Genomic DNA, 23,537 nt, shown 5'->3' on the forward strand with positions numbered 1-23,537 from the left:
TCGCGTTCAGACGGTTCTTACAGCAACTGCGCGGCCTGGAACGCGACCTCGTAGACGCGGCCGAAGCCGGGCAGCAGGAGCACCGTTACGATAGCAGCACCGACGACGGCGGTGTACAGCCCCATCGGGTAGGATTCGATGGTGCGGCTGCCGTTTGGCTCCTCGATCCACATCGCCTTGACGACGCGTGAGTAGTAGAACAGGCTGAGCGCGCTGTTGATGATGAGCGCGGCGGCCAGCGACCACGCGCCAACCTCAAGCGTTGCCGAGAACAGGTAGAACTTCGAGAAGAACCCGCCGCCGATCGGGAGGCCGGCGAGGCTGAACAGGAACACTGTCATCGCCGCACAAGCGATCGGAGCCTCTTTGGCGAGGCCGTTGTAGTCCTCGAAGGTACGGCCGATGCCCCAGTGTTCGGCCAGTGCGATGAACAGGAACGCGCCCGTGTTCATGAAGCCGTAGACGAGCAGGTGCGACATGCCGGCGCTCATACTGAGGCTCAGCCCTTCGCCGGAACTGGAGACAGCGGCAAGGCCGATGAGGACGTAGCCGGCGTGGCCAACACTGGAGTAGGCCAGCATTCGCTTGACTTTCTCCTGTGTCGCAGCGGCGAAGTTCCCGATGAACATCGTCGCGATGGCGAGGATCTGGAAGGCCATCACCCAGTTGATCGCGCCGCCAGCGGCGAGCAGGTCGCCGATGGGGAACGCGACGGCGAAGGCGCGGAACGCCAGCACGAAACCGGCGGCCTTCGATGCCGAGGAGAGGAACGCCGAAATCGGGGCCGGCGCGCCCTCGTAGGCCTCCGGGGCCCAGAAGTGGAACGGGACGGCGGCGGTCTTGAACGCGACGCCGCCGATAATCATCAGGATGCCGACGCCGAGTATGGACATCGGGACGGCGGGGTCACCGGCCTGGGCCTGAATCGACCCGTCGACGATGGTCTGGACCGTCCCACTGGAAATGGCCGTTGCGACGCCGTCGAACCGGAGGACACCGGTCGCGGCGTACACCAGCGAGATGCCGTAAGCCAGCACCGCCGAGGACACCGCGCCAATGAGGAAGTACTTCAGCCCCGCCTCGACGCTGCCCTTGTTCTCCTTGAGGAAGGCAACGAGCGCGTACGAGGGCAGCGACACGAGTTCCAGCGCGACGAAGGCCGTCGCCAGGCTGTTGGCCGCGCTCAGGAGGCTCATCCCGGTCGCGGACAGCAGGACCAGCGCGAAGAACTCGGCCTGGTAGCTGTGTTCGGCGACGTAGTCGTAGCTCGCGAGCACGACCAGCGTCGTGACGCTGCCGACGATGGCCATGAAGAACAGGGCCATCTGGTCCACCACGATCTGGCTGTTGAACAGCGCGACGCCGGTGCCACCGGCCATTCCCGTGCCGGCGGAGATGAACCAGCCGGCGAACCCGAACGAAACCAGCGAGCCGACGACCGAGATACCGGCGAGCAGCTCCGTGTTCGTCGTATCGGGGTCGACGGAGTCAGCGAGCAGCAACACGAGCGAGGCGAAACCCAGGGACAGGGCCGGTGCGAGCGCGGCCCAGTCAGGGAGTGCGACCATCTATGCACCACCTCCGAGTTCGAGAACCGGTGAAATCGAGTCCGTGATCATTCCAAAGGAGATGTCTGGAGCGACACCGAGTGCGATGACCAGCAGGAGCAACACGGCCAGCGGTGCCACGTCGTGGAACGCCGCCGGGCCGACCTCGTAGTCGGTCTCCAGGCTGAAGGCACCGAACAGCGTGCGCTGCATGGCCCACAGCAGGTAGCCGGCGACGATGACGATGCCGAACATTGCAAGCGAGGTCAACACCGGCGCGGCCCCGCCAAGCGTCGCCGCGTCGAACGAGCCCTGGAAGATGAAGTACTCCCCGGCGAAGCCGGCCATCAGCGGCAGGCCCATGTAGCCGAAGGCCGCGGCGACGAAGATGCCGACCGTCCAGGGCATGCGGTCCGCGAGCCCGGACATGTCCCCGACCATCCGCGTGTGCGTCGTGTTGTAGATGACACCGACGGACATGAACATCAGCCCCGAGATGAGGCCGTGGGCGATCATCTGGAAGGTCGCCCCGCCCATGCCGTAAGGCGTGAACGCGACCAGACCCAGGATGACGTACCCCATCGATGAAATCGAGGAGTAGGCGACGATGCGCTTGAGGTCCCGCTGTGCGAGCGCGAGCATCGCGCCGTAGATGACGCTGACCACGCCGATGATAGCCAGCGGGACGGCGAGGGCACGGGCTGTCTCAGCGAGCATCGTGAAGTTGAACCGCAACAGCGCGTAGGTCCCCATCTTCAGGAGGACGCCGGCCAGCATGACCGACACCGGCGTCGGGGCCTCGACGTGGGCGTCGGGCAGCCACGTGTGCAGCGGGAAGACGGGCACCTTCACCGCGAACCCGAAGAACATCAGGATGAACGAAATCGTCATCAGGTTCACTCCGGCGATGGTCGGCAGGCCGCTTGCGGTGCGGAACGCCTCGGCCATCGCGGGCAGGGAAAGCGACGTGAGGTCAGTGCTGAACACGAGCGCGAACAGGCCCGCGAACATGACCAGCGACGCCACGTTCGTGTAGACGAAGAACTTGATAGCGGCGTACTTCCGGCGCGGGCCGCCCCAGACGCCGATGAGCAGATACATCGGGATGAGGACGCCCTCCCAGAAGACGAACCAGAGGAAGAAATCCAGCGCGGAGAACACGCCGATGAGGCTCACTTCCATGAACAGCATCAGCCCGTAGAACTGGGACTGGCGCTCGTCGATGGGCGTCCACGCCGAGACGATTGCCAGCGTCGTCAGCACAGTTGTCAGCACCAGCAGCGGCATGCTGATGCCGTCGAGGCCGACGAAGTACGACACTTGCAGGTCACCGAGCGTCAGCCACGGGATCTGCTGGCTGAACGCGATGTCAGCCGGCGACAGCAAGGCGTTGCCCGTGCCGCCGTACTGCGTGAGGTACACCCAGTACATGTAGAGACTGCCAACCGCCGGGATCACGCTGATCGCGGCCGCGAGCTTCCCGGCGTACTTATTCGGGGAGAGGAACACGACACCGGTCCCGAGCAGGGTCACCAGCAGGAGTGCAGCGACCCACATTCAGAACCACCCTCCCATGACGCCGAAGGCAGCCAGCAATAGCACGAGCCCGAGCGTCAGCAGCGCCGCGTAGTTGCTGACGACGCCGGACTGAATGCGCCGGATGCGGCTGCCACCGAACAGGCTCACGCTGGAGACGCCGTTGACGACGCCGTCGACGACGCCCTGGTCGAACTTGTTCATCACACGAGCGATCGGGTAGGTGACACCCGTCGCGAGCCACACCTGATACTCGTCCTGATAGTAGTTGTGCATGAGTAGCGTCTTCAGACCGCCAAGCTTGTCCGTGTGCTCGACCGGGTCGGCACCGGCATAGAGGCTCCGTGCGACGAGCACGCCGGCGACTGCCAGTGCGAGCGAGAGACCGGCCGATGCCAGGAGCGTTCCGATAGCGCCGAGCGGTTCACCGGCAGCGACACCGCTCACGTCATGGAGCAGCGTCTCGTACCGAGCGAGGCCGGTTCCGAGTTGGGCGGGCCAGCCGCCCTCGTCGGGTCCGTGAAGCCACGTGTGCAGGAAGTCGATGTGTGCGCCGGTGAGTTCGGCGACGGGCTTCATGTTGATGAAGCCGATCGTCGCGGCGAGCACGCCCAGCACCGCCAGCGGGCCCTTGACGTTCCAGTGAACTGGCTCGGGGTCGCGTGCGGTGTCCGAGCGGGCGTCGCCGTGGAAGGTCAGGTACACCATCCGGAAGGTGTAGAAGCCGGTGAAAAACACGGCCAGTAGCCCCATCGCGTACGCAACCAGGTAGGCGACGCCGAGGCCGCCCTGGCTCCCGAGCCCGTGAATGAGCGCCTCGTACAGCACCTCGTCCTTGGACCAGAAGCCCGCGAACGGGAGGATGCCGGCGAGTGCGAGCGAACCGGAGAGGAACGTCCAGTAGGTCACCGGCATCCGGTCTTTCAGACCGCCCATGTCCCACATGTTCTCGTTGTGGTGCATGGCGATGATAACCGACCCCGCACCGAGGAAGAGTAGCGCCTTGAACACGGCGTGGGTCGTCAAGTGGAAGACGGCGGCGATGTAGCCACCTGACCCCAGCGCGAGCATCATATACCCGTACTGGGAGATGGTGGAGTACGCGAGCACCTGCTTGATCTCCTGTTTGACCAGGCCCATCGTCGCCGCGAACAAGGCGGTGAAGCCGCCGATAAGCGCGATGACAGCCAGCGCCGTCGGCGAGATGGCATAGAAGCCGTACATGCGCGCGACGAGGTAGACACCGGCCGCGACCATCGTCGCCGCGTGGATCAGTGCCGAGACCGGCGTCGGGCCTTCCATCGCGTCGGGCAGCCAGGTGTGTAGCGGGAACTGTGCGGACTTGCCGACGACGCCGCCCAGCACGAGCAGGCCGAGCACGGTGAACCAGGCCTGTGGCCCCATGCCGACCGTCTCAAGCATCGCAATCGCTTCAGTCTGGCCGTCGACGACAGCCTGTTCGGCCAGCATCGGGAAGCTCTCCGCGACGACCTCGCCGCCCTGCGTGATCGGGGCGAACAGGCCCGTTCCGAAGGTTGCGAAGATACCCACCACGCCGATGAGGAAGAAGTAGTCACCGAAGCGGGTGACCAGGAACGCCTTCTTCGCGGCGCTGGGCGGGCCGTCATCGCGGAACCAGAAGCCGATGAGCAGGTACGAACACAGGCCCACCAGCTCGAAGAACATGAACGCCATCAGGAGGTTGTTGGCGACGACGAACCCGAGCATGCTCGCCGTGAACAGGCCGAGGCCGGCGTAATAGCGCGGGAGTCCGGTCTCGCCCTCGTCGTTCATGTAGCCAAGCGAGAAGATGTGGACGAGGAACGAGATGAGACAGACGATAAGCAGCATGAGTGCCGACAGCGGATCCAGCAGGAGTCCGAAATTGAGCTGGAGCGAGTCGACGCTCGTGGTCCACTGGTACAGTATCTCGTTGTACGAGGTACTGCTGCCCGTGAACCCGCCGACAGTCAGCGCGACCCAGATCGACAGTAGCAGCGATCCACCCGTCGCGGAGATGCCCGCGAGCGCACCGCCTTTCGGCATGCGGTCGCCGGCAAACAGCGCGACGAGGAACGATACGAACGGCAGCAGGACAATCGCCGGAGCGTATGTGAATGCAGCCATCTGTTACCACCTCATCGTCGTCGCCTTCGTCACGTCCACGTCGCTGAAGTTGCGGTACAGGACCAGGATGATACCGATCCCGATGGCGACTTCCGCGGCGGCGAGTGCCATCGTGAACAGGCTAAAGACCTGGCCGGTGAGGTTCCCGTGTTGCAGCGAGAACGCGACGAGGTTGATGTTCGCAGCGTTCAGCATCAGCTCGACGGACATCAGGAAGATGAGCGCGTTCCGTCGCGTGAGGATGCCGAACAGGCCGATACAGAATATGGCCGCCGAAAGCAGGAGGTACGTCTCGGCTGGGATCACGAGTCGTCACCTCCGGGGCCACCGTCAGCGGCTACGGCCATGTCGTCGTCATCTGTGGTTTCCACACCGAGTGTCACCGATTCGCCGGCGACCTCGCGTCGAGCGAGCATGACGGATCCGACGAGTGCTGCCACCAGTACGATGTCGATGATTTCGAAGGTGACGAGGAACCCTTCACCGGGAACGGCCGTCTCGCCCTCACCCATGATCGCGCTCGGGGCGATATCGAACATCGCCGCGCCGAGGCTCTTGGTTATGGCCGCCCCCTCGCCGAACCCTGCCGGCGCGGGAAACGAGACGCCCATGAACACGGCCCCGAGGACGATAAACAGGGCAACGGCGGCCAGTCCCGCAACGAAACTCCCCTCCGTCTGTAGTTCAGGTTTCGTAGTCATGGTGTCACCTCGATCACCGACTCGTCCTCACGGGTCAGCATCACCGCGAAGGTGATGAGGACGAGGACGCCGCCGACGTACACCAGGATCTGCATCGTTGCGACGAACGCCGCCTGGTTCATTACGTAGAACACTGCGACGCTGACGAGTGACACGCCCAGTAACAGCGCCGAGTGCCAGACGTCCCGGACTAACACGACGCCCGCAGCGCTGCCCACCGTTACCATAGCGAACAGCGCGAACGCAATTGACTCTGCCAGTGCCATCTTACTTGGAGACTCTTTGCGGCGTCCCTTTGAAGATTCCTCTTTCGTCTCGCCAGTAGAGCCACTGTTTGCCGGTATGACCCCCATATTTCGGGACACTCTCGTCCCGGTGGCACACACCTATCAATGTCTGGATAGGTTCCGACGGCGGAGACCGTAACTCAACTCTGGGACTGACTGGAAAACCGGCTCCACTGAGCGGACGGTGGTTTCGGCACAGAACAAAACAAGCGCGACGCTTGTCCCGATAGCAAACCGCCGGAAAATCCGTCGCAGCAGGAGTTACTGGTAGTCGACTTCGCCGTCGCCCTCGCCAACCCGACGCCACCTTTTTCCGCGTCGGATTCGGTCACTCCATTCCCGACTCACTCTCTGCTCACGGCGACGAAGTCGCCGTTCGCATGGTCAGCGGGACCGGCGGCCCCGCTCGACTCGAAAAACGTGGGCGAAAAAGGCCGAGTGCTCGCGTTACTCGCACTCGGTGAAACCGCGCCTTCGGCGCGGTATGCTACCTGAACTATTGGTAATCCACTTCGCCGTCGCCTTCGCCGATCCACGCGCCCCGGTCGGGTTCACGGGACTCCAGCGGGTCGATGTCCTTGTACCACGGCACGTTCTTGAGTTGTTCCTTGTCGTAGGCGAACTCGTCTTTCGTGTCCGCGGTGAACTCGAAGTTCTGGGTCAGCAGAATAGCGTCGGTCGGGCAGACCTCCTCACACAGCCGGCAGTAGATACACTGGCCGATATGGAGGTTATACTGCTCGCCGTTGCGCTGCTCGTCCATCACGATCTGGATCGTGTTGTTCGGGCAGACGTTCTCGCACTGCCGACACCAGATACACCGCTCCTGGCTCCACTTGTGGACACCGCGGAAGCGGGGACTCACCTCGGGGGCGACATCCGGGTATTCCACCGTGAACGTCTCCCCGTCGAGGGCGTGTTTCATCGTCGTCGCCATTGATTTCAGGATTCCAATCATGAGAGGTCACCTCCAGTCGCTCGTCGGTCGGTGGCCGTCATTGGACGGTCACCCCGACGATAACTGCGGTCAGCAGTAGGTTCGCAAGCGACAGCACCAGCATTCCCTTCCAGCCGATCTCGATGAGCTGGTCGATCCGGACACGTGGGACCGCCGAGCGGGCCCACTGCGTGAACAGGAAGACGCCCCAGATCTTGATGAGGAACCAGACGATGCCCGGCAGGACCGGGCCGGCCGGCCCACCGAGGAAGATCGTGGCGATGATCGCCCCGCCCAGGAAGATGTGGATGAACTCCCCGAGATAGACGAGGACGAAGTACACCGAGGAGTACTCGGTCTGGTAGCCAGCGACGATCTCGGTTGGCGCTTCCGGAATATCGAACGGGTTCCGGCCGACTTCCGCGAGGTTCGCGATCATGAACAGCACGAAGGCGAACGGGTTCACGAAGGCGTACCACGACGGCAGCGGACCGATAAGGGACTGCTGCTGAGCCGCGACGATCTCGCTCATCTGGAGCGAGCCGGCGAAGATGACCACCGACGCGCCAGTCAGGATGAGCGGAATCTCGTACGCGAGGTTCTGTGCCACCGCGCGCAGACCGCCGAGGAACGAGTACTTGTTATTTGACGCGTAGCCGGCCATCACGAGGCCGACGGAGGCCATCGAGGCCGTCGCGAACACGTACGCGAGGCCGACCTCGGGGTCGGCGAGCTGAATGCCGTTGCCCATCGGAATCACGGCGAAGCCAAGCAATGCGGTGCTGGCGATGATTAGCGGTGCAAGGTCCCAGGCCGGCCGGTCAACGCCCTCGGGGACGATGAGTTCCTTCGACAGCAGGCGAACGGCGTCGGCCACAATAATGAACAGCCCGTACGGACCGATGCGGTCGACGGCGATGCGGTCGGTGAACGCGGCGGTAATCTTTCGTTTCGCCCACGGGCCGGCAAGCGCCGTGTTTGTCATCATGAGCGTCCCGATGAGCCCGGCTCCGATGAGGCTCATCACGATCATCACGCCCGTGTTGTTGGGGTCAAGTCCCAACAGGTTCGCGAGCGTTTCCGGTAACGGCGCCGACTGCATTACCGGTCCACCTCCCCGAGCACGATGTCGAGGCTCCCGAGCGAGGCGATCATGTCAGGGATGTACTCGCCCTGGGACATCTCCGGCAGTGTCTGCAGGTTCGAGAAGCACGGGCTGCGGATCTTGAATCGGGCCGGCTTGTCCGTCCCGTCCGAGCGGATGTAGATGCCGAGTTCGCCCTTCGCGCCTTCGACAGAGCGGTAGATCTCCCTGTCAGGGTCGGGGCGGAGGGTGCGGGGAACGTTGGCCTGGATCTCGCGGTCGTCTTCCGGCCACTGCTCCAGCAGGTCGACACACTGTTCGATGATACGAGCCGACTCCTCGACCTCCCGAAGGCGGACGAGGACGCGGCTGAAGTTGTCGCCACCCTGCTCGGTGACGACGTTCCAGTCGAGTTCGTCGTAGTAGCCGTACGGGTCGTCGCGCCGGAGGTCGTAATCGACGCCCGAGCCGCGTGCCACGGGGCCGGTCGCGCCGTACTGCTTGACCTGCTCCGGGGAAAGGACGCCGGTGTCGACACACCGCATCTGGAAGATCTCGTTGCCGGTGACGAGGTCGTGGATCTCTTCGAGCTTGTGCGGGAGGTCATCGAGGAAGTCGCGGATCTTCTCGAAGTACTCCTCGCGAGGCTCGGGCAGGTCCCAGGCGACCCCGCCCAGCCGCAGATAGTTGAACATCAGCCGCTGGCCGGTCAGGTCTTCAAGTAGGTTCTGGACGATCTCGCGGTCGCGGATGCCGTACTGGAAGACGGCAGTGAAGTCACCGAACACGTCCAGTGCGAACGTCGCCAGCGCGAGTTCGTGGGAGGCGATCCGGCACATCTCCGCCGACATCGTCCGGATGATCTGTGCGTACTCGGGAACCTCGATGTCCGCGAGGTCTTCGGCTGCGCGCGCGTACGCCCATTCGTTGAGGATCCCGGCGGAAATGTAGTCCCAGCGGTCCGGGTACGGCATGATCTGGTGCCGGTAGGTCCCCTGCTGACACATCTGCTCCTCACAGCGGTGCAGGTAGCCGATGTCGGGTTCGAGGTCGGCGATCTGCTCGCCGTCAAGCACTGTCTCGACGTGGAGCACGCCGTGGGTCGCCGGGTGATGTGGACCGATGTTGACGAACATCGTGTCCGGGTCGTCCTCGCTGCGCTGGTCGTCCTGGAGCGGGTTCGCGTGCTCGCGCAGAGAGACGATCTGTGGCTGGTCCTGGTTGTAGTCCTGGCTCAGGGGATGGCCCTGCCAGGTCTCGGGCAGGAGGATGCGACGCAGATCTGGGTGGTCGTCGTAGTCGATACCGACCAGGTCATACGCCTCCCGCTCGTGCCAGTCAGCGGTGTCGTAGACGCGAGCGGCCGACTCGTTGTGCGGGTCGTCTTTCGGCGACGGGACGATGATCGACAGCTCCTGTGTCGGGTCGTTGTACTTCCGCAGGTGGTAGATCGACTCGTACCGGTCGTCGTACTCCTGTGCCGTGACACAGGCACAGTGATCGAAGCCGGCCTCCTCTTTCAGCGTCGAAAGAACTTCTTGAACCTCGTCGGGGCGGATGACGAACCCCTCGGCGTTGACGTGCGCTTCGCGGTCGAGGACGTGGCCCCCGAGTAAGTCCGCAAGCGCGTCGTAATCGAGGCCGTCCTCTGTTACGCCGACATCGAGCGCCGTATCGCGTGATGGTTTTTCTAAACTCATGGCAGGTTAGGGAGAGTCGTTCCAGTTGTACCGCATGACGAGGTCTTCCTCGTCGATCTCGCTGGCGAGTTTGTCCACGAGCTCGTCCTGTTCGAGGTCGCCGAACTGCTCCAGTTCGTAGGGTTTGACCGTCACCGGCGAGGACTCGCCCTCGGCGATGCGCTCTTGGAGCTTGGCGACGCCGTAGATGAGTGCCTCGGGGCGGGGCGGACAGCCCGGGACGTGGATGTCGACCGGGATGACCTCCTCCGCGCCCTTGATGACGTTGTACCCTTCCTGGAACGGCCCGCCGGAGATGGTACACGACCCCATCGAAACGACGAATTTCGGCTCGGGCATCTGGTCGTAGACGCGCTTCATCCGCGGTGCGAACTTCGAGACGATGGTTCCCGGGACGATAATCACGTCCGCCTGCCGCGGAGATGCGCGTGGCACCCCTGAGCCGAAGCGGTCGAGGTCATGTTTGATCGCGTAGGTGTGGATCATCTCGATGCTGCAGCAGGCGATGCCGAACTGCAGCATGAACATCGATGACCCCCTGACCCAGTTCATGAACTTGTCGAACTTGGTCAGGATGAACGGCGTCGACCCGAACGCTTCGCGTAGCGTCGAGTTGAAGCGGTCGTCGGCCCCGTCGCCCATACGGGCCTCCTGTGTCGATACGTCTTCGACGGCCGGTGGTGTCTGGTCACTACTCATATGTGTCTGCCCCCTTCGTGGCGCGCGGACTGCGCACCCACTGAACTGCACCGTTACGCCAGGCCCAACCGAGTCCGACAACGAGCACGCCGATGAATACGACCATCGGCAGCAGTGCCTTGGTCATCCCGACTTCAGCGACGGCGTCGCTGTAGATGACCGTCCACGGGAAGATGAGGACGGTCTCGATGTCGAAGATGACGAACAGCAGCGCGACCATGTAGTACTGGATATTAAACTTGATCTGCTGGCTGCTGCCAGTCGGCACCTCGCCGGACTCGTAGGTGGTGCGTTTGCCTTGTTCCGGCACGCTGGGCCGCAAGAGGCTCGAAACTGCCATCATCGTCAGTGGGATGGCTAGCGCCACGACCGCGAGCGCGCCGATGGCGATCCATGGATTACTCATTCCGGTATCTCCTATCGTCTGCCGGTTAGAAGTACTCGCATATAAGGGTTCATTGTTCGGTTTTTCGGCCCTGTGGGTCGTTTAAGAGCCGACGATACAGCAGCCGGGAAATGTCATTGTTCCGACCCCATATCACGAAATTTGAAACCCATTGTCCGTTACTCTTCCCAGTACTCGTCTTTGAATCCCGGCGTCCCGAGTTCGTGGAGGTCGCGCGACACCTCGCCGACAGCAGTCTGTAGCCCCTGGTGATACGAGACGAGGCGGTCCCGAAGCTCGTCGTGTTGTCGTGCGAGAATCTGCGCGGCGGAGAGCGCGGCGTTGAACGACTTACCGGCATCGACCGCGGTCAGCGGTGCGCCCTGTGGCATCCCGATGACCGAGTCGACGGACTTCTCCTGGACCGGGACGCCGATGACCGGCAGCGGGTAGGCGATGCTCGCGGTCATGTTCGGCAGGTCCGCGGACTTGCCGCCAGCGCCGGCGATAATCACGTCGATGCCGCGGTCGGCGGCCGTCTCCGCGTACGCGTACATCAGTTCCGGCGTCCGATGGGCCGAGCAAACGAACGTCTCGAACGTGAACTGGCTTTCGGGCGCGTCGGTGTAGTCCGTCTGTTCCTCGAACCCGAGTTCGTCGGCGAGCGCTACGTAGGCCCCGGGCCGCTTGCCCTGGCCGCCGGCCATCGTCGGCAGGTCCGAATCCGAACCCATAATGATACCGACATCCGGCGTCAGATCGTTCGGGCGGTCCATCTCGGCCTCTTCGTGTAACTGGTCGATGAGCGACTGGACGCTGTCTGCGGGCATACAGCCGACTGGTACCGGGATCGGCGTAAGTGTAGGCGGTTTCCGGTCAGTCGGCCAGCGCCTGTTCCAGTTCGGCAAGCAAGGTCTGTGGTTCTGCGGGGAAGCATCTGAGCGGGTCGGTACGGCCGGAAACCTGTATTCTGAGCGCGTACCGCTTGCGATACGTGAGCGCGAGGCTCGCGGCACCGACCACAGCGAAGGCCCCGCCAAGGAAGACAGACCGGTCGAGTGACAGCAGACCGAACCCGATCAGTGCGACACTCATCACCGCCAGAAACCAGTCGATGTCCTGAAGGCTCACCTCGACCACATCGTCGAGATCGACGACCACCGGTTCGTCGTCGCGGTCGACCACCAGACGGTCGACACCGAGGACGACTGTTCCGCCGGTTCGGAGAGCGCCGGCGTACCGCTCGGTTCGAACGGGCAATGCAGTATCTGCAGTCACGCCGTCGGTGTCGTCGCCCACGGTCAGTCGTCGCTCACTGCGGGCGGGCGGTCGCCGCCGCGTCCACGGATGCGGTCTATCGCCGAGACGTATTCGCTGTCGTCCTCCGTGAGTGCGGCCCAGGCCGCGAGACCGCGCTCCTCGCGGGTCCCGGGAACAGTGTTGTCGAGGACGAAGGCGACGATACCGCCGACGACCATCCCGGTGCCGCCCATGACGAACAGCGTGGTCGAGACGACATCTGTCCCGAGTACGCCTCCCAGGACCGGAACGGCCGCCAGGCCCTGCTGGAGGGCCGTCGAACCGCCGACATCCATCCCCTGCCCGACCTGGCTCATGTACTCGGGCACCGCCAGACCGGCAAAGAGCGCGAAGCCGACGATGAAGACGTTCCGGTTGGCGTCGAGGTCGACGTACTTGAGTTGCGAGAGGCCGACGGCAGCGATCTGTCCGAACATGACGATGTAGAGCCCGCCGATGATCGGCGACGGGATGGTCGCGAATAGCTGGCCCGCCGGCCCGAAGTAGCCGACCAGAATCATCACGACGGCCCCGATCTGGACGACGTAGCGGGAGGCGACGCCGGTGATGGCGATGGCCCCGACGTTCTCAGTATAGGAGGTACAGCCGTTGCCGGTGCCCATGACGCCGGCGAAAACGTTTCCGATGCCCTCCATGCCGATGCCGTGGTTGATTCGGCGGCCGTTCGGTGCGCCGCGACCGGCAATGCGGGCGACGGAGTGGTAGTCGCCGAAGCTCTCGATAACGGAGGCGAGCATCCCGGCGAACATCCCCACGATGAAGCCCGGCGTGAACTGCGGGAGTCCCCACTGGAACGGGTAGACCGGCTGGACCAGTGGTGCGTTCGTTACCGAACCGAGCGAGACGTAGCTGACCGAGCCCGCGGCGAAGACGCCAGTGATCGAAAGGATTGCTGCAACGCTCCACGCAAATAGAATGCCCAGCAGTACCGGGAAGAGCTTGAACGCGCGGTGACGGCGGTCGAGATACTGCGAACACGCGACAATCGAGAGCATTGTCAGCCCGAGTAACCACCAGTTCTGGCCGGTCCCGGGGTCGCCCATATTCGGGTTCGCTATCTGTGGAACGTTGAACAGCGCCAGGCCGATGAGCGCGATGACCGGCGCGATGACGACCGGACCGACATACCGCTTCAGCTTCCCCATGAGGCCGCTGTAGCCGATCACCATCTCGACGATGCCGGCAACGATGACGGCCCCCTGTAGCTCGACGAGCATGGTCTGCCAGTCCGCCCCCTGCTGGGCGAGCACGCCGATTATCGCCAGCCCGGGTGCGAGCATGGAGAACGTCCCGCCCTGGACAATAGGGTATCTGTTCCCGAGCGTCGTCTGGGCGAGCGTCGCGATGCCGGAGACGACAAAGAACGTCCCGATGAGACGGCCGACCTGATCCGGCGCGGCCTCTAGCATCCCCATCGCACCCGCGAGCCCGAGCGGGATCGCCACGGACGCGCCGATCATGGTCAGGTAGTGCTGGACGCCGAGCAGTATCGCCTGCTTTCGCGGTGGCTTGTCGTCGATGCCGTACTCGACAAAGCCGGCGGTTGTCGGTTCCTCCGGTGTGGTCGTGTTCTGGCCGTCATCCGGTGGCGTCTCGTCAGTCATGCTCGCTACCCATGGCACTGCCACTCCCGATACATATTCTTTGCTCGTTGGCCCAGCGACGACGGTACGCCACCGCCTCGAAAGGAAAACGCTCTTGGCCCGCTCCGACACAGTCCTGAACATGAGCAACGGGGACGACGAGGCCGACGCGTCGGACGACGCCGAGGCAGCGGACGAGAACGACGTGACCGCCGAAGAACTGGAATCGCGTCTCACAGCGGCCGGTGAGGAGCTTGAGGCCGCAGAGACGGAGGCCGACCTCGACGACGTGGAGTCGTCCCTCGACGACATCGAGAGCGACCTCGAAGCCGCCGACCTGCCCGAGCCTGACGAGGACGACGACGAGGCCGAGGACCCGCGCGAGGAACTGGAGTCCCAGCTTTCGGACCTGCGCGACAACCTCGAGGAACAGCGCGGCCCCTACGCCGAGGACGTGGTCGCTATCGTCACCGACGCACAGGACACCGTCACCAACAGCGAGTGGACCGACGATGGCGAGGGTGAGGCCCAGGAAGCCGTCGAGACGTTCCTCGACGAGAGCGCAGAGTTCGTCGACCACGACGCCGACACTGGCGGCGATTTCGTCGCCGCCGGGGACGCGCTGGGGACGGTTGCCGACGCCATCGAGGCCGAGAACCTCGACCCCGACGAAGACACGGAGACTATTCAGGGCCTCCTCGAAGCGGCAGAAAAGCTTGATACAGGTCTCGACGAGGCCGAGGTCTGGGACGACCTGACGGTACAGGAGCAACTCGACGCCCGCGGGTTCTACGACGTGTTGACCAACGAGAACCGGAAGGACTTCCCGCCGGAGTGGAACGCCGCGAAGCTCCACGCCGAGGACGGGAACTTCGAGCAGGTCCTGTTCGCCTACGACAAGCTCGGGTCGGAGTTCTTCGACGGGTACATCGTCGACCTCCTGTACAACCTCGGTAGCGACGCCGAACCGGCCTTCGACGCGATGCATCAGCGCGCCCAGAAGCGCGACAAGGGGCCAATCGAGGTGCTTGGGAAAATCGGCGACGAGCGCGCGACCGAGACGCTGCACGACTACATCGACGGCGACGGCGACCCCGCACTCCAGAAGGTCACGCTGCGCGCGCTGGGCGCTATCGGCAGCGCGGAGTCGGTCCAGCCGGTCGCCAACCGACTCGACGCCGACAGCGAGGAAGTCCGCTCAGTCGCGGCCCGCGCGCTCGGCCTGCTCGGTGACACCCGCGCTATCGACCCGCTGGGCGACCTGCTCGAATCCGACGACAGTGATTCCGTGCGCGCCTCTGCCGCGTGGGCGCTCCGACAAATCGGGACCGAAACGGCACTCGATGAAGCCGCCCGCTACACCGACGACCGCGCGTATCTCGTTCAGGCCGAAGCAGAGAAGGCAGCGAGCCCCTGAGGCTGAGAAGGTTTTTATGCGAACGGGCGGCCAGACGCCCCGATGCGGTCGCTCGCCCCACTCATCTGCTGCGTGCTCGTCCTCGTAGCTACAGCCCCGTCCGCCGCCACTGGTCAGGTGTCATCGCCCACCAGGACAGCCAATAGCCCCGCGGAGCCGTCGATTCACGCGGTGTACCCGGACCCCATCGCCGGCGGCGATGAAGGTGAGTTCGTCGTCCTCGACGTTCCCGACGGGACCGATATCGGACAGTACGCCCTTACCGACGGCGACGGCACTGCCGACATTCCGAACACGACTGCGCGCGGGCGCGTCGTCCTCTCGACAGCACCGAACCGGACACGCGCTCTCACCGACCGACCAGTCGTCGGTTTCGACAGCCATCTCGCGCTGGCAAACGGCGGCGAGCGGGTTCGGCTCCAGCGAGGCAACAGGACCGTCGACACTGTCCGATACACCGACGCTGTCGAGGGCGAACTGGGCGTCGTGAACGGGTCGGTTATCCGCTGGCGGCCGCTGGGTGCGACGGACCATCCGGTCGTCCGCGCCGCCGGCGGCGAGGTACAGGCGTTCGCGCTTCCGGACTCGCCCGCCGCTCCGATTCGACCGATACGGAACGCCAGCGAACGGGTGTACCTGGCCGGCTACACACTCTCCTCGTCTAGAGTCGCCGACGCCCTCATCGCCGCCCAGCGCCGCGGCGCGACGGTCCGGGTCCTGCTTGAGGGGGAACCAGTCGGGAGTCGCACCGCCACTGAGGCCAGCACCCTCGACCGGCTAACTGATGCCGGCGTCTCGGTCCGGGTATTGACGGGCTCGCGTGCCAGATACCGCTACCACCACGCCAAGTACGCCGTTGCCGACGAGCAGGCTGTCGTGCTGACGGAGAACTGGAAGCCTGCCGGCACCGGCGGCAACAGCAGCCGCGGCTGGGGCGTCATCACGACGCAGCCGCGGGTCGTCAACGGGCTGAATCAGACGTTCCGATCCGATATTGGGTGGCAGGACAGCGAACGGTGGCAGGCGTACCGGCAAGGCCGACAGTTCGAGCGAGGGGAGCCAGCGGCGGGGTCGTACCCGAGTGAGTTCCAGACGGAGGCGGTGGCCGTCCAGCGGACGGACCTGCTTGTCACTCCGGACAACGCACAGGGCGCGCTCGTCGGGACGATAGACGACGCCAACGACTCAATCGATGTTATCCAGCCCACAGTCGGGGACTGGGACAGCCCACTGCTTCGAGCACTTCGCCGCGCTGCGTCGCGCGGCGTCGAAGTCCGCCTGCTCCTCAGTGATGCGTGGTACGTCCGCGAGGAGAACACGCAGACGGCACAGCGGTTTCGGGAGTGGGCCGACCGCAACGACGCGCCGCTGACGGCGAAGGTGGCCGACCCCGACGGTCGCTACGAGAAGATTCACGCGAAGGGGGCCGTCATCGACGAGGAGCGGGTCGTCGTCGGCAGCCTCAACTGGAACGAAGCAGCGGCGACCTCGAACCGCGAGGTCGTGCTGGTGTTGCACGGCAGCGATGCGGCGGACTACTTCGGCGCTGTCTTCGCCGCCGACTGGGACGCCGGCGGGTTCGACACGCCGGTCGGGATCGTTGTGGCTCTGCTCGGTATCCTCGTGGTGGCCGGACTCGCCGCTCGACGGCTCGTATTCGAGCGGTAGAAACCGAGTGTGGCGGTTCGCTGGCGCAGCGTCGCCGGCCTACACTTCTTCGGGCAGCGCCGTCGAGCTTCCGAGTTCTTCGTCGATCTCGGCTTCGGCCATCTTCTCGACGAGGGCGTCGATGACCGACTCGCGGCGACCCTTGACGAACTTGATGGAGCCGACGACGAGGTGGCCGCCGCCGGAGACACCGCCGCCGTCGACCTCCTCGGTCAGTTCGGTGACCATCCGCGGGATGTCCAGCCGGACGCCGTCCGAGCGCAGGACGGCGAAGTCCGGGCCGTAGCCGATAGTGATGACGGGGTCACCGGTCTCGGCGACCTTCCGGTCGTGGATCTCGCCGGTGGTCTTGCCCGGCGCGGGGTAGGTGAAGCGGTGGGCGTGGTTCTCCACGTCGATCGTGTAGAGGTGCGCGCCGTTGTCGAGGCGCTCGTGCTCGACGTGGCTCATGGCGGCGTCGAGCTGGTCCTCGACATCGCGCTCGGCGCGCTCGGCGAGGAAGTCGACGACCTCCCCGTGGCGGTCCCGGTCGTCACAGTCGACGTTCAGCACATCGGTGATGAGCTGTTCGCCGGAGTTGTAGCGCAGCCAGTGAGTTGCGTAGTCAAGCGCTTCGCCGATGTCGCGCAGGTCGCTCTCGTCGTAGTCCTTCTCGGCGGCGAGGTCGATGTAGTCCCGCATCGCCTCAGCTTCGGAGCGGTCCGACAGGCCCGCGACCGCAGGGACGTGCCGGAGATCCTCCGTGAGGTCGGGGTCGATCATCCGGGCGAGTTCGACACACAGCATCCCCGTGGTGATGCGGTAGTCCTCGTCGTGGAGGTAGGGGTTGACGTGTTGCTCGATGAGCGGCTCGACGGCCTCCGGGTCCGGGTGGTGGTGGTCGACGACGACCACCGGGATGTCGTAATGGCGGAGGTTGCGGTAGGCCGGCGTGTCTTCCTCGGTGGAGCCGTTGTCGAGCATCAGGAGCATCGGGAGCTTCTGGCCGTGCCGGGTGCGATCCTCAAGCGCGAAGTTGAGGTCCCGGGTCACGTCCTCCATCTCGTAGTAGGGGGCCTTGCTCGGCAGGCGCTTGAGGAGGTGCTGGGGCGCGCTGGCGTCCTCGTACTGGGAGGCGATGAACGACTCCAGTGCGACCTGCAGCGGGACGCTGGCACAGAGGCCGTCACCGTCGGCGTGGTGACGCATCCGGATCGGACGGCCCGAGAGGACGGTCTTTCGGAGTTCCGTCGCCACATCACGGAGGTCGTCCCACAGTTTCTCGAAGGCGGGCCATTCGACGAGTGGCTCAACGTCGGCCGGTTCGGCGGCCTCGGCCAGCGCCGCGTCGAGATCGCTCTCGATGTCGGCGGCCTCCTCGCCATCGAGGACAGTCAGCGATTCGGCCTCGACCTGCAGGCCGTCGTCGCGTTCCTCGGCGCGCCCGGAGATGCGGACGATATCGTCGATCTCAACGTCGGGGTGGGCGCGGACGCCGGCCTCTTCGAAGGCGGCACACGGGACGATGCCGGTCTCGTCGCGGACCTGGAACACGGTGGGGCCGCCGGTCTGTTTGATCTGGACGACCTGGCCCTCGATGACGACCGTGTTACCGGTGGCGTCGCCGAGGTCCGCGACGGTGGTCGCGTCGCCGTGGACGACGCGCTGTTCCTCGTAGTCGGCGACCCGCACTTCCTCGAAGCTCAGGTCGCCGTCGGGGCGGATCTCCCCGAGTTCGACGATGAGGTCATCGCCCACGCCGTACTGTCCCAGGAGATTCGAGTCGTGAACGAGCCCGGAGACAGCGTCGGAGAGGTCGACGAACACGCCGTATTCGACGGTGCCGTTGACAGTTGCGTGGTACAGTGCGCCTTCTTCGAGATCGTCGGACGTACATTGGTCCGCAAGATCATAGACGATGGTCCCGCCGTCGGGGACCGTGGCACCGTCACCGGTGCCAGTTGGCGAAGACATTTGCCAGTTCTTCGGCGGTCCTCGGTTTGTACTCTTCGGAATCGGTGGCGGGACGAACACAACGCGTAAAAAGCGGCCGGCCCGACTGCGTGGTATGGGGTTGTTCCGAACGAGCGGGATACTCGGGATCGCGGAGTCCGCACTCGAATTCGCGCTCGCAGCCTCCGAGGAGGCCCATCCCAACGAGTACATGGGCTTTCTCCGGGGCGATGACGCCAGCAAGCTCGGGCTCGACGAGGACGGCACGGTGCTGACCGACGTGCTGGTCATCCCGGGGACGGAATCGAACCCGGTCAGCGCGACCGTCAAGACGAGCATGGTTCCCAACGACATGCGGGCGGCGGGGTCGATTCACTCTCACCCGAACGGCGTCCTCAAGCCCAGCGACGCCGACCTCGCCACGTTCGGCCGCGGCGATGTGCATATCATTATCGGCTACCCGTACGGCCGCGACGACTGGAAGGCCTTCGACAGCGACGGCTCGGTCGTCGACCTCCCGGTACTCGACGTGGAGCCGCCGGAGGAGTCCTTCTTCGATTTCGACCAGGCCGACATCGACGCGGAGCTCCGCGAGGAGGAGTTCGACAAGTGACCCGCGTCGTCGCACAGGGCACGTTCGACATCCTGCACCCGGGCCACGTCCACTATCTCGCAGACGCCGCCGACATGGGCGACGAACTGCACGTCATCGTCGCTCGCTCGGTCAACGTCACTCACAAGGAACCGCCGGTCGTCCCGGACGAGCAGCGCCGGGAGATGGTCGGCGCGCTCAAACCGGTTGACGAGGCCCATCTCGGCCATCCGGAAGACATCTTTGTCCCCATCGAGCGAATCGAGCCGGACATCATCGCGCTTGGCTACGACCAGCACCACGACGACGACCAGCTACAAGCGGCGCTATCGGCACGGGGCATCGACTGTGACATCCGCCGGGCCAGTCCACTGGAAGACGAGGCGGCTGACCGGCTCCTGTCGACCGGCCGGATCATCGACCGGATCGTCGACGAGCGTAGCTGACTCGGTTCCGCAGTTTCCCACTCTTATCAGTACATTAGCAAAATTATTTTACACCCCTGTATCGCTAATGTAATCACCAGTTGGGACGATACAATGGGGATGGTCACAGTCAATGATGTCGATTCACGGTCGTACCGCGCTGTAGAGATACTGCTGCTCTTGCCGACCCTCCTGTTTGGGTTTCTCGGGCTCGGGTTGATCGTTGTCGGGATCGGGGGCGAGAGTGTAAGTAACGGGCCACTCGGAATGGCCAGCATCTTCGGGACGTTCGGCGTCTGGTACCTCGGCGGCATTGTCGTGGCGCTGATATCGTGGCTCGTAACGCCGGTTTTCCTCTACTTTGATACAAAGAAGGTGCAGGATGCAGACGTGGACTGGGACCCAAATCCAGTCCTGTATGCGGTCGCCAGCTTCTTCCTCGGCTACCTGATGAAGCTGCACCACCTGTACAAACGGCATCAATATATTGTCGACTGGGTTGACCGGGACTGGTGGTGGATGGTTGTCGCTATCGGGACCGTGCTGCCGCCCGTTTGCCTCGTTCTTGGGGGCGTACTTGCTTCGAGCGGCAGCGTCGGTATCGGACTTGTTTTGATTGGCGTCGGGATCCTCACCGCCGTACCGTTCTCTGTCGCCATCTACCGCGATGCGACCTACGTCCGTCTTCAGTCCGGGACCTGGCAGCCTAACCCGGGGAACTACGTCAATCTCGGTGTCTTTTTCCTGATTCCCGGGCCGATAGTGTACCCCATAATCGGTTGCTACTACCTGTTTCGTCGCCACCGGGCTATCGGGACACTGTAATCGGTGACTCAGCCGTCCCTGTTCCGGCCCGAGATACGAACGTGGTGCTCACAGTTCCTGGGGGCGTGATGTGAGTGTCCGCCTGATTCCAGGCGAACCACAGTATTCATCCCGCAACAGTAACAGTCGCCTCCGAGACGACGCGTTCGTCGGAAGTGTCCGTGCCGGCCTCGACTGCCAGCGTGTACTCGCCGGTCGACGCGTCGTCCGGGACCGCGATGGCCAGGCTGCCGGTCACCGAATCAGCGACGGGGTCCCAGACTAACTCGGGCGGATAGGACTCCCGAACGGCAGTCGGCTCCGGTTCGAAGCCCTCGTGTGTTACCTGCCAGCTCTCGGGAATCTCGGCTAGCTGCCACGTCATGACGCCGACGGACGAGGCCTGCACCTCAATCGTCGCCGTCTCGCCGGGCGCGGCGGTCGCGTCCGACGTTTCGATACCGAGACTGCCGCCCGAGCCGCCGGGCGCGCCACAGCCCGAGAGACAGAGCGTGCCGGCCGAGAGGGCAAGCATGGTTCGACGGGTTCGCATACCGGGTGTTCCAGCGGCTGGGGGAAAACGGTTCGCACGGAAACTGCGACACTGTGTCCGGATCGAGCTTCCGGCGGGCAGAGAATGACGCAAAACTCCCGCAAGAACTGCGCATTCGTGTGTCTTCTCCGGCTGGTGGTGTAAAAGACGACCATGAATACCAGGGGTTGGAATTTATCAGGCCGGTGATTGTCCCCGGCCGCGAAGGAGAAACCGCCATGCCAGCCACCGCAAGCGCGGTCGTGTTACAGACAGGAAGCCCAGCGATCACCGGCGAGGCCGCCAGGTACCTCGCCGGGGGGCTCGCGGCCCTCGCCGTCGGGTTAGCGGCGCTGGGCTCCGGGTTCGCCGAACGTGGTATCGGTGCGGCGGCGGTCGGGGCCATCGCTGAGGACCCCGATATGTTCGGCCGTGGACTCATTCTCACCGTCCTGCCCGAAACGCTCGTCATCCTCACGCTGGTGACGGTGTTCGTCGTAACGTAGCGAAAGTATAGATTAAAAATCAACGCACACCTGATCGCACTGCTGTCGTGCGATCAGTGTGTAACTCGTTTCAATTGTGACTATAGCCGCTTTCGCGGCTTCCTCCACTTTTTTGCCCCGGCTCAGACGGTTGGCATACCGAGCGTCGCCGAGAATGTGTACCGCCAGTTCTTCAGATAAGGTCGGCCTCGGCGAGGCGGTCGACGGCCTCTTCCAGTCGCTCCTTGCTGTTGGCGTAGGAGATACGGGCGTAGCCGGGCGTCCCGAACGCGGTCCCGGGAACGGTGGCGACCTGGGCCTCGGAGATGGCCTGGTCACACCACTCCGTATCATCGCCGTCGGGCGCGATTTCGGGCATCATGTAGAACGCGCCCTGTGGTTCGGGGACGTGGACGCCGTGGTCCTCGAACAGGCCCATGAGGAACTCGCGGCGCTCGGCGAAGGCCTGTCGCATCTCCTCGACGGCGTCGTCGGTGTTCGTGATGGCCTCGACACCGGCGTGCTGGACGAAGTTCACGGCACACGAGACTGAGTGGGAGTGGACCTTGCCGGCCTGGGAGATCAGCTCTTCCGGCCCGGCGAAGTAGCCCAGCCGCCAGCCGGTCATCGAGTAGGCCTTCGAGAAACCGTTGAGCGTGATGGTTCGGTCCTCCATCCCATCGAGCGTACCGAGCGAGATGGCTTCTGCGCCGTCGTAGGTAATCTCCTTGTAGATCTCGTCGGAGATGACCGTGATATCGTGCTCGACGGCGAGGTCGCGGACGCCCTCCATAGCCTCGCGGGAGTACACCGCACCGTGGGGGTTGCCCGGCGAGTTGACGACGAGCAGTTCCGTCTCGTCGGAGACGGCGTCGGCGAGGTCGTCCAGCGCACCTTCGAGCTGGAAGTCGTGGGCGGCGGTGTCGACACGGGTCAGCGAGCCGTCAGCGAGTTTCGCCATCGCCTCGTAGGACACCCAGGCCGGATCCAGCAGGGCCACCTCGTCGCCGTCGTCGATGACAGTCTGGAAAATTTCGTACAGGGCCTGCTTGCCACCGGGCGTGACGATGAGGTTCTCCGGGCCGTACTGGGTGAGGCCGTCGTCGTGGAGCTTGTCGGCGATGGCTTCCTTCAGCTCGGGGATGCCGTTGGAGGACGTGTAGCCGGTGTGGCCGGCGTCGAGTGCGTCCTTGGCGGCGTTCTTGATGTTTTCCGGCGTGTCGAAGTCGGGTTCGCCGACGCTCAGGTCGACGACATCTTTCCCCTCGGCTTCCAGCTCTGCGGCCTTGTTGCTGATTGCGAGGGTCGCGCTCGGTTCTACACGTTCGACGCGGGAAGCGAAGTCCATAGTCATTGTTCGAGTTCCGTGGCGAGGTCGATCGCGCTCTGGACGGCCGACGCGCCCTTGTCAGTTCGGGCCTCGGCTTCGTCCTGGCTCATGCCCGGGCCGATGATGCCCAGCGTGACGGGGGTATCGCGGTCGAGGGACACGTCGGTCAGCCCCTGTGCGGCGGCGGTGCCGATGACCTGATCGTGGTCGGTGTCGCCGCTGATGATTGCGCCGAGGACGGCGACGGCGTCGATGTCCGACCGGCGCGCGAGCCGGTCGGCTGCCAGCGGCGTGTCGTAGGCCCCCGGAACGGCGAGCGACGCGACGACCTCGGCGTCGTTGTCGTCGGCGGCCTCGCGTGCGCCGCGCTCCATCTCGTCGATAACTGCCCCGTGTTTGTCGTACTGGGCGACGACCAGCCCGAGCTGCACCATACCTGACACCCG

24 protein-coding genes are annotated in these 23,537 nt (G+C 64.3%); 6 read left to right on the forward strand and 18 right to left on the reverse strand.

The window, feature by feature from the left end:
- Window positions 1-17: 17 nt before the first annotated feature.
- From NDI54_RS06800 to NDI54_RS06865, 14 genes are all read right to left on the reverse strand, one after another.
- Window positions 18-1,568 carry an NADH-quinone oxidoreductase subunit N gene (locus NDI54_RS06800; protein WP_310895704.1) on the reverse strand — a complete coding sequence of 517 codons (1,551 nt, stop codon included), beginning with the start codon at window positions 1,566-1,568 and terminating at the stop codon, window positions 18-20.
- On the reverse strand, window positions 1,569-3,104 hold the full coding sequence (locus tag NDI54_RS06805) for a complex I subunit 4 family protein (RefSeq protein WP_310895705.1): 1,536 nt from the start codon (window positions 3,102-3,104) through the stop codon (window positions 1,569-1,571).
- Window positions 3,105-5,210, reverse strand: coding sequence for an NADH-quinone oxidoreductase subunit L (gene nuoL / locus NDI54_RS06810; RefSeq protein ID WP_310895706.1), 2,106 nt, complete (start codon window positions 5,208-5,210; stop codon window positions 3,105-3,107).
- 3 nt (window positions 5,211-5,213) lie between these two features.
- On the reverse strand, window positions 5,214-5,516 hold the full coding sequence (gene nuoK, locus NDI54_RS06815) for an NADH-quinone oxidoreductase subunit NuoK (RefSeq protein WP_151100195.1): 303 nt from the start codon (window positions 5,514-5,516) through the stop codon (window positions 5,214-5,216).
- Window positions 5,513-5,911 carry a proton-conducting membrane transporter gene (locus NDI54_RS06820; protein WP_310895707.1) on the reverse strand — a complete coding sequence of 133 codons (399 nt, stop codon included), beginning with the start codon at window positions 5,909-5,911 and terminating at the stop codon, window positions 5,513-5,515. Before NDI54_RS06820 ends, nuoK begins: the two co-directional genes overlap by 4 nt.
- Window positions 5,908-6,177: an NADH-quinone oxidoreductase subunit J gene (locus NDI54_RS06825; protein ID WP_004591678.1), complete on the reverse strand. Its 270-nt coding sequence runs from the start codon at window positions 6,175-6,177 to the stop codon at window positions 5,908-5,910. The genes NDI54_RS06820 and NDI54_RS06825 overlap by 4 nt, the downstream gene beginning before the upstream one ends.
- 517 nt (window positions 6,178-6,694) lie before the next feature.
- Entirely contained in the window at window positions 6,695-7,156 is a 462-nt protein-coding gene (locus NDI54_RS06830; protein WP_004518194.1) for a NuoI/complex I 23 kDa subunit family protein, read from the reverse strand.
- A 37-nt stretch (window positions 7,157-7,193) separates the two neighbouring features.
- Window positions 7,194-8,237 carry a complex I subunit 1/NuoH family protein gene (locus tag NDI54_RS06835; RefSeq protein ID WP_310895708.1) on the reverse strand — a complete coding sequence of 348 codons (1,044 nt, stop codon included), beginning with the start codon at window positions 8,235-8,237 and terminating at the stop codon, window positions 7,194-7,196.
- Entirely contained in the window at window positions 8,237-9,919 is a 1,683-nt protein-coding gene (locus NDI54_RS06840) for an NADH-quinone oxidoreductase subunit D (protein WP_310895709.1), read from the reverse strand. Before NDI54_RS06840 ends, NDI54_RS06835 begins: the two co-directional genes overlap by 1 nt.
- A 6-nt stretch (window positions 9,920-9,925) precedes the next feature.
- Window positions 9,926-10,618 (reverse strand): NADH-quinone oxidoreductase subunit B, encoded by a 693-nt coding sequence (locus NDI54_RS06845; protein WP_004957101.1) that lies wholly within the window; start codon window positions 10,616-10,618, stop codon window positions 9,926-9,928.
- Window positions 10,611-11,024: an NADH-quinone oxidoreductase subunit A gene (locus tag NDI54_RS06850; RefSeq protein WP_310895710.1), complete on the reverse strand. Its 414-nt coding sequence runs from the start codon at window positions 11,022-11,024 to the stop codon at window positions 10,611-10,613. Before NDI54_RS06850 ends, NDI54_RS06845 begins: the two co-directional genes overlap by 8 nt.
- A 158-nt stretch (window positions 11,025-11,182) precedes the next feature.
- Entirely contained in the window at window positions 11,183-11,833 is a 651-nt protein-coding gene (locus tag NDI54_RS06855; protein ID WP_310895711.1) for an AIR carboxylase family protein, read from the reverse strand.
- 46 nt (window positions 11,834-11,879) lie between these two features.
- Complete coding sequence (locus NDI54_RS06860) at window positions 11,880-12,302, reverse strand: hypothetical protein (RefSeq protein WP_310895712.1); 423 nt, start codon at window positions 12,300-12,302, stop codon at window positions 11,880-11,882.
- A 2-nt stretch (window positions 12,303-12,304) separates the two neighbouring features.
- Entirely contained in the window at window positions 12,305-13,927 is a 1,623-nt protein-coding gene (locus NDI54_RS06865; protein WP_310895713.1) for a uracil-xanthine permease family protein, read from the reverse strand.
- Between the two features lie 121 nt (window positions 13,928-14,048).
- On the opposite strand from NDI54_RS06865, the gene NDI54_RS06870 reads away from it, so the two are divergent.
- Together NDI54_RS06870 and NDI54_RS06875 are read left to right on the forward strand one after the other, a co-directional pair.
- On the forward strand, window positions 14,049-15,323 hold the full coding sequence (locus NDI54_RS06870) for a HEAT repeat domain-containing protein (RefSeq protein ID WP_310895714.1): 1,275 nt from the start codon (window positions 14,049-14,051) through the stop codon (window positions 15,321-15,323).
- A gap of 42 nt (window positions 15,324-15,365) precedes the next feature.
- Window positions 15,366-16,991, forward strand: a complete 1,626-nt coding sequence (locus NDI54_RS06875) for a phospholipase D-like domain-containing protein (protein WP_310895715.1) — start codon at window positions 15,366-15,368, stop codon at window positions 16,989-16,991.
- 39 nt (window positions 16,992-17,030) lie between these two features.
- Here the strand turns inward: NDI54_RS06875 and NDI54_RS06880 are convergent, their stop codons facing one another.
- Window positions 17,031-18,944 (reverse strand): DHH family phosphoesterase, encoded by a 1,914-nt coding sequence (locus tag NDI54_RS06880; protein WP_310895716.1) that lies wholly within the window; start codon window positions 18,942-18,944, stop codon window positions 17,031-17,033.
- Window positions 18,945-19,038: 94 nt separating this feature from the next.
- Between NDI54_RS06880 and NDI54_RS06885 the strand changes: the two genes are divergently transcribed.
- The 3 genes from NDI54_RS06885 (at window position 19,039) to NDI54_RS06895 (ending at window position 20,765) form a co-directional block, all read left to right on the forward strand.
- Window positions 19,039-19,536: a Mov34/MPN/PAD-1 family protein gene (locus NDI54_RS06885; RefSeq protein WP_310895717.1), complete on the forward strand. Its 498-nt coding sequence runs from the start codon at window positions 19,039-19,041 to the stop codon at window positions 19,534-19,536.
- Window positions 19,533-19,961, forward strand: a complete 429-nt coding sequence (locus NDI54_RS06890; RefSeq protein ID WP_310895718.1) for an adenylyltransferase/cytidyltransferase family protein — start codon at window positions 19,533-19,535, stop codon at window positions 19,959-19,961. Before NDI54_RS06885 ends, NDI54_RS06890 begins: the two co-directional genes overlap by 4 nt.
- Before the next feature lie 93 nt (window positions 19,962-20,054).
- Window positions 20,055-20,765: a hypothetical protein gene (locus NDI54_RS06895; RefSeq protein WP_310895719.1), complete on the forward strand. Its 711-nt coding sequence runs from the start codon at window positions 20,055-20,057 to the stop codon at window positions 20,763-20,765.
- A 106-nt stretch (window positions 20,766-20,871) separates the two neighbouring features.
- On the opposite strand, the gene NDI54_RS06900 is transcribed toward NDI54_RS06895, so the two are convergent.
- Window positions 20,872-21,297 carry a hypothetical protein gene (locus tag NDI54_RS06900; RefSeq protein WP_310895720.1) on the reverse strand — a complete coding sequence of 142 codons (426 nt, stop codon included), beginning with the start codon at window positions 21,295-21,297 and terminating at the stop codon, window positions 20,872-20,874.
- Window positions 21,298-21,515: 218 nt separating this feature from the next.
- On the opposite strand from NDI54_RS06900, the gene NDI54_RS06905 reads away from it, so the two are divergent.
- On the forward strand, window positions 21,516-21,782 hold the full coding sequence (locus tag NDI54_RS06905) for an ATP synthase subunit C (protein ID WP_310895721.1): 267 nt from the start codon (window positions 21,516-21,518) through the stop codon (window positions 21,780-21,782).
- 172 nt (window positions 21,783-21,954) lie between these two features.
- On the opposite strand, the gene NDI54_RS06910 is transcribed toward NDI54_RS06905, so the two are convergent.
- Entirely contained in the window at window positions 21,955-23,115 is a 1,161-nt protein-coding gene (locus NDI54_RS06910) for a pyridoxal phosphate-dependent aminotransferase (protein ID WP_310895722.1), read from the reverse strand.
- Window positions 23,112-23,525: a 6,7-dimethyl-8-ribityllumazine synthase gene (gene ribH, locus NDI54_RS06915; RefSeq protein ID WP_310895723.1), complete on the reverse strand. Its 414-nt coding sequence runs from the start codon at window positions 23,523-23,525 to the stop codon at window positions 23,112-23,114. Before ribH ends, NDI54_RS06910 begins: the two co-directional genes overlap by 4 nt.
- Window positions 23,526-23,537 lie beyond the last annotated feature (12 nt).

This window comes from Haloarcula terrestris (assembly GCF_031624315.1).
Classification (GTDB): domain Archaea; phylum Halobacteriota; class Halobacteria; order Halobacteriales; family Haloarculaceae; genus Haloarcula; species Haloarcula terrestris.

Coding starts and splice junctions, on each gene's coding strand:
- NDI54_RS06800 (WP_310895704.1), bottom strand. CDS start 1,568: ATGGTCGCACTCCCTGACTGGGCCGCGCTCGCACCGGCCCTGTCCCTG.
- NDI54_RS06805 (WP_310895705.1), bottom strand. CDS start 3,104: ATGTGGGTCGCTGCACTCCTGCTGGTGACCCTGCTCGGGACCGGTGTC.
- nuoL (WP_310895706.1), bottom strand. CDS start 5,210: ATGGCTGCATTCACATACGCTCCGGCGATTGTCCTGCTGCCGTTCGTA.
- NDI54_RS06820 (WP_310895707.1), bottom strand. CDS start 5,911: ATGACTACGAAACCTGAACTACAGACGGAGGGGAGTTTCGTTGCGGGA.
- NDI54_RS06825 (WP_004591678.1), bottom strand. CDS start 6,177: ATGGCACTGGCAGAGTCAATTGCGTTCGCGCTGTTCGCTATGGTAACG.
- NDI54_RS06830 (WP_004518194.1), bottom strand. CDS start 7,156: ATGATTGGAATCCTGAAATCAATGGCGACGACGATGAAACACGCCCTC.
- NDI54_RS06835 (WP_310895708.1), bottom strand. CDS start 8,237: ATGCAGTCGGCGCCGTTACCGGAAACGCTCGCGAACCTGTTGGGACTT.
- NDI54_RS06840 (WP_310895709.1), bottom strand. CDS start 9,919: ATGAGTTTAGAAAAACCATCACGCGATACGGCGCTCGATGTCGGCGTA.
- NDI54_RS06845 (WP_004957101.1), bottom strand. CDS start 10,618: ATGAGTAGTGACCAGACACCACCGGCCGTCGAAGACGTATCGACACAG.
- NDI54_RS06850 (WP_310895710.1), bottom strand. CDS start 11,024: ATGAGTAATCCATGGATCGCCATCGGCGCGCTCGCGGTCGTGGCGCTA.
- NDI54_RS06855 (WP_310895711.1), bottom strand. CDS start 11,833: ATGCCCGCAGACAGCGTCCAGTCGCTCATCGACCAGTTACACGAAGAG.
- NDI54_RS06865 (WP_310895713.1), bottom strand. CDS start 13,927: ATGACTGACGAGACGCCACCGGATGACGGCCAGAACACGACCACACCG.
- NDI54_RS06870 (WP_310895714.1), top strand. CDS start 14,049: ATGAGCAACGGGGACGACGAGGCCGACGCGTCGGACGACGCCGAGGCA.
- NDI54_RS06875 (WP_310895715.1), top strand. CDS start 15,366: ATGCGGTCGCTCGCCCCACTCATCTGCTGCGTGCTCGTCCTCGTAGCT.
- NDI54_RS06880 (WP_310895716.1), bottom strand. CDS start 18,944: ATGTCTTCGCCAACTGGCACCGGTGACGGTGCCACGGTCCCCGACGGC.
- NDI54_RS06885 (WP_310895717.1), top strand. CDS start 19,039: ATGGGGTTGTTCCGAACGAGCGGGATACTCGGGATCGCGGAGTCCGCA.
- NDI54_RS06895 (WP_310895719.1), top strand. CDS start 20,055: ATGGGGATGGTCACAGTCAATGATGTCGATTCACGGTCGTACCGCGCT.
- NDI54_RS06900 (WP_310895720.1), bottom strand. CDS start 21,297: ATGCGAACCCGTCGAACCATGCTTGCCCTCTCGGCCGGCACGCTCTGT.
- NDI54_RS06905 (WP_310895721.1), top strand. CDS start 21,516: ATGCCAGCCACCGCAAGCGCGGTCGTGTTACAGACAGGAAGCCCAGCG.
- NDI54_RS06910 (WP_310895722.1), bottom strand. CDS start 23,115: ATGACTATGGACTTCGCTTCCCGCGTCGAACGTGTAGAACCGAGCGCG.
- ribH (WP_310895723.1), bottom strand. CDS start 23,525: ATGGTGCAGCTCGGGCTGGTCGTCGCCCAGTACGACAAACACGGGGCA.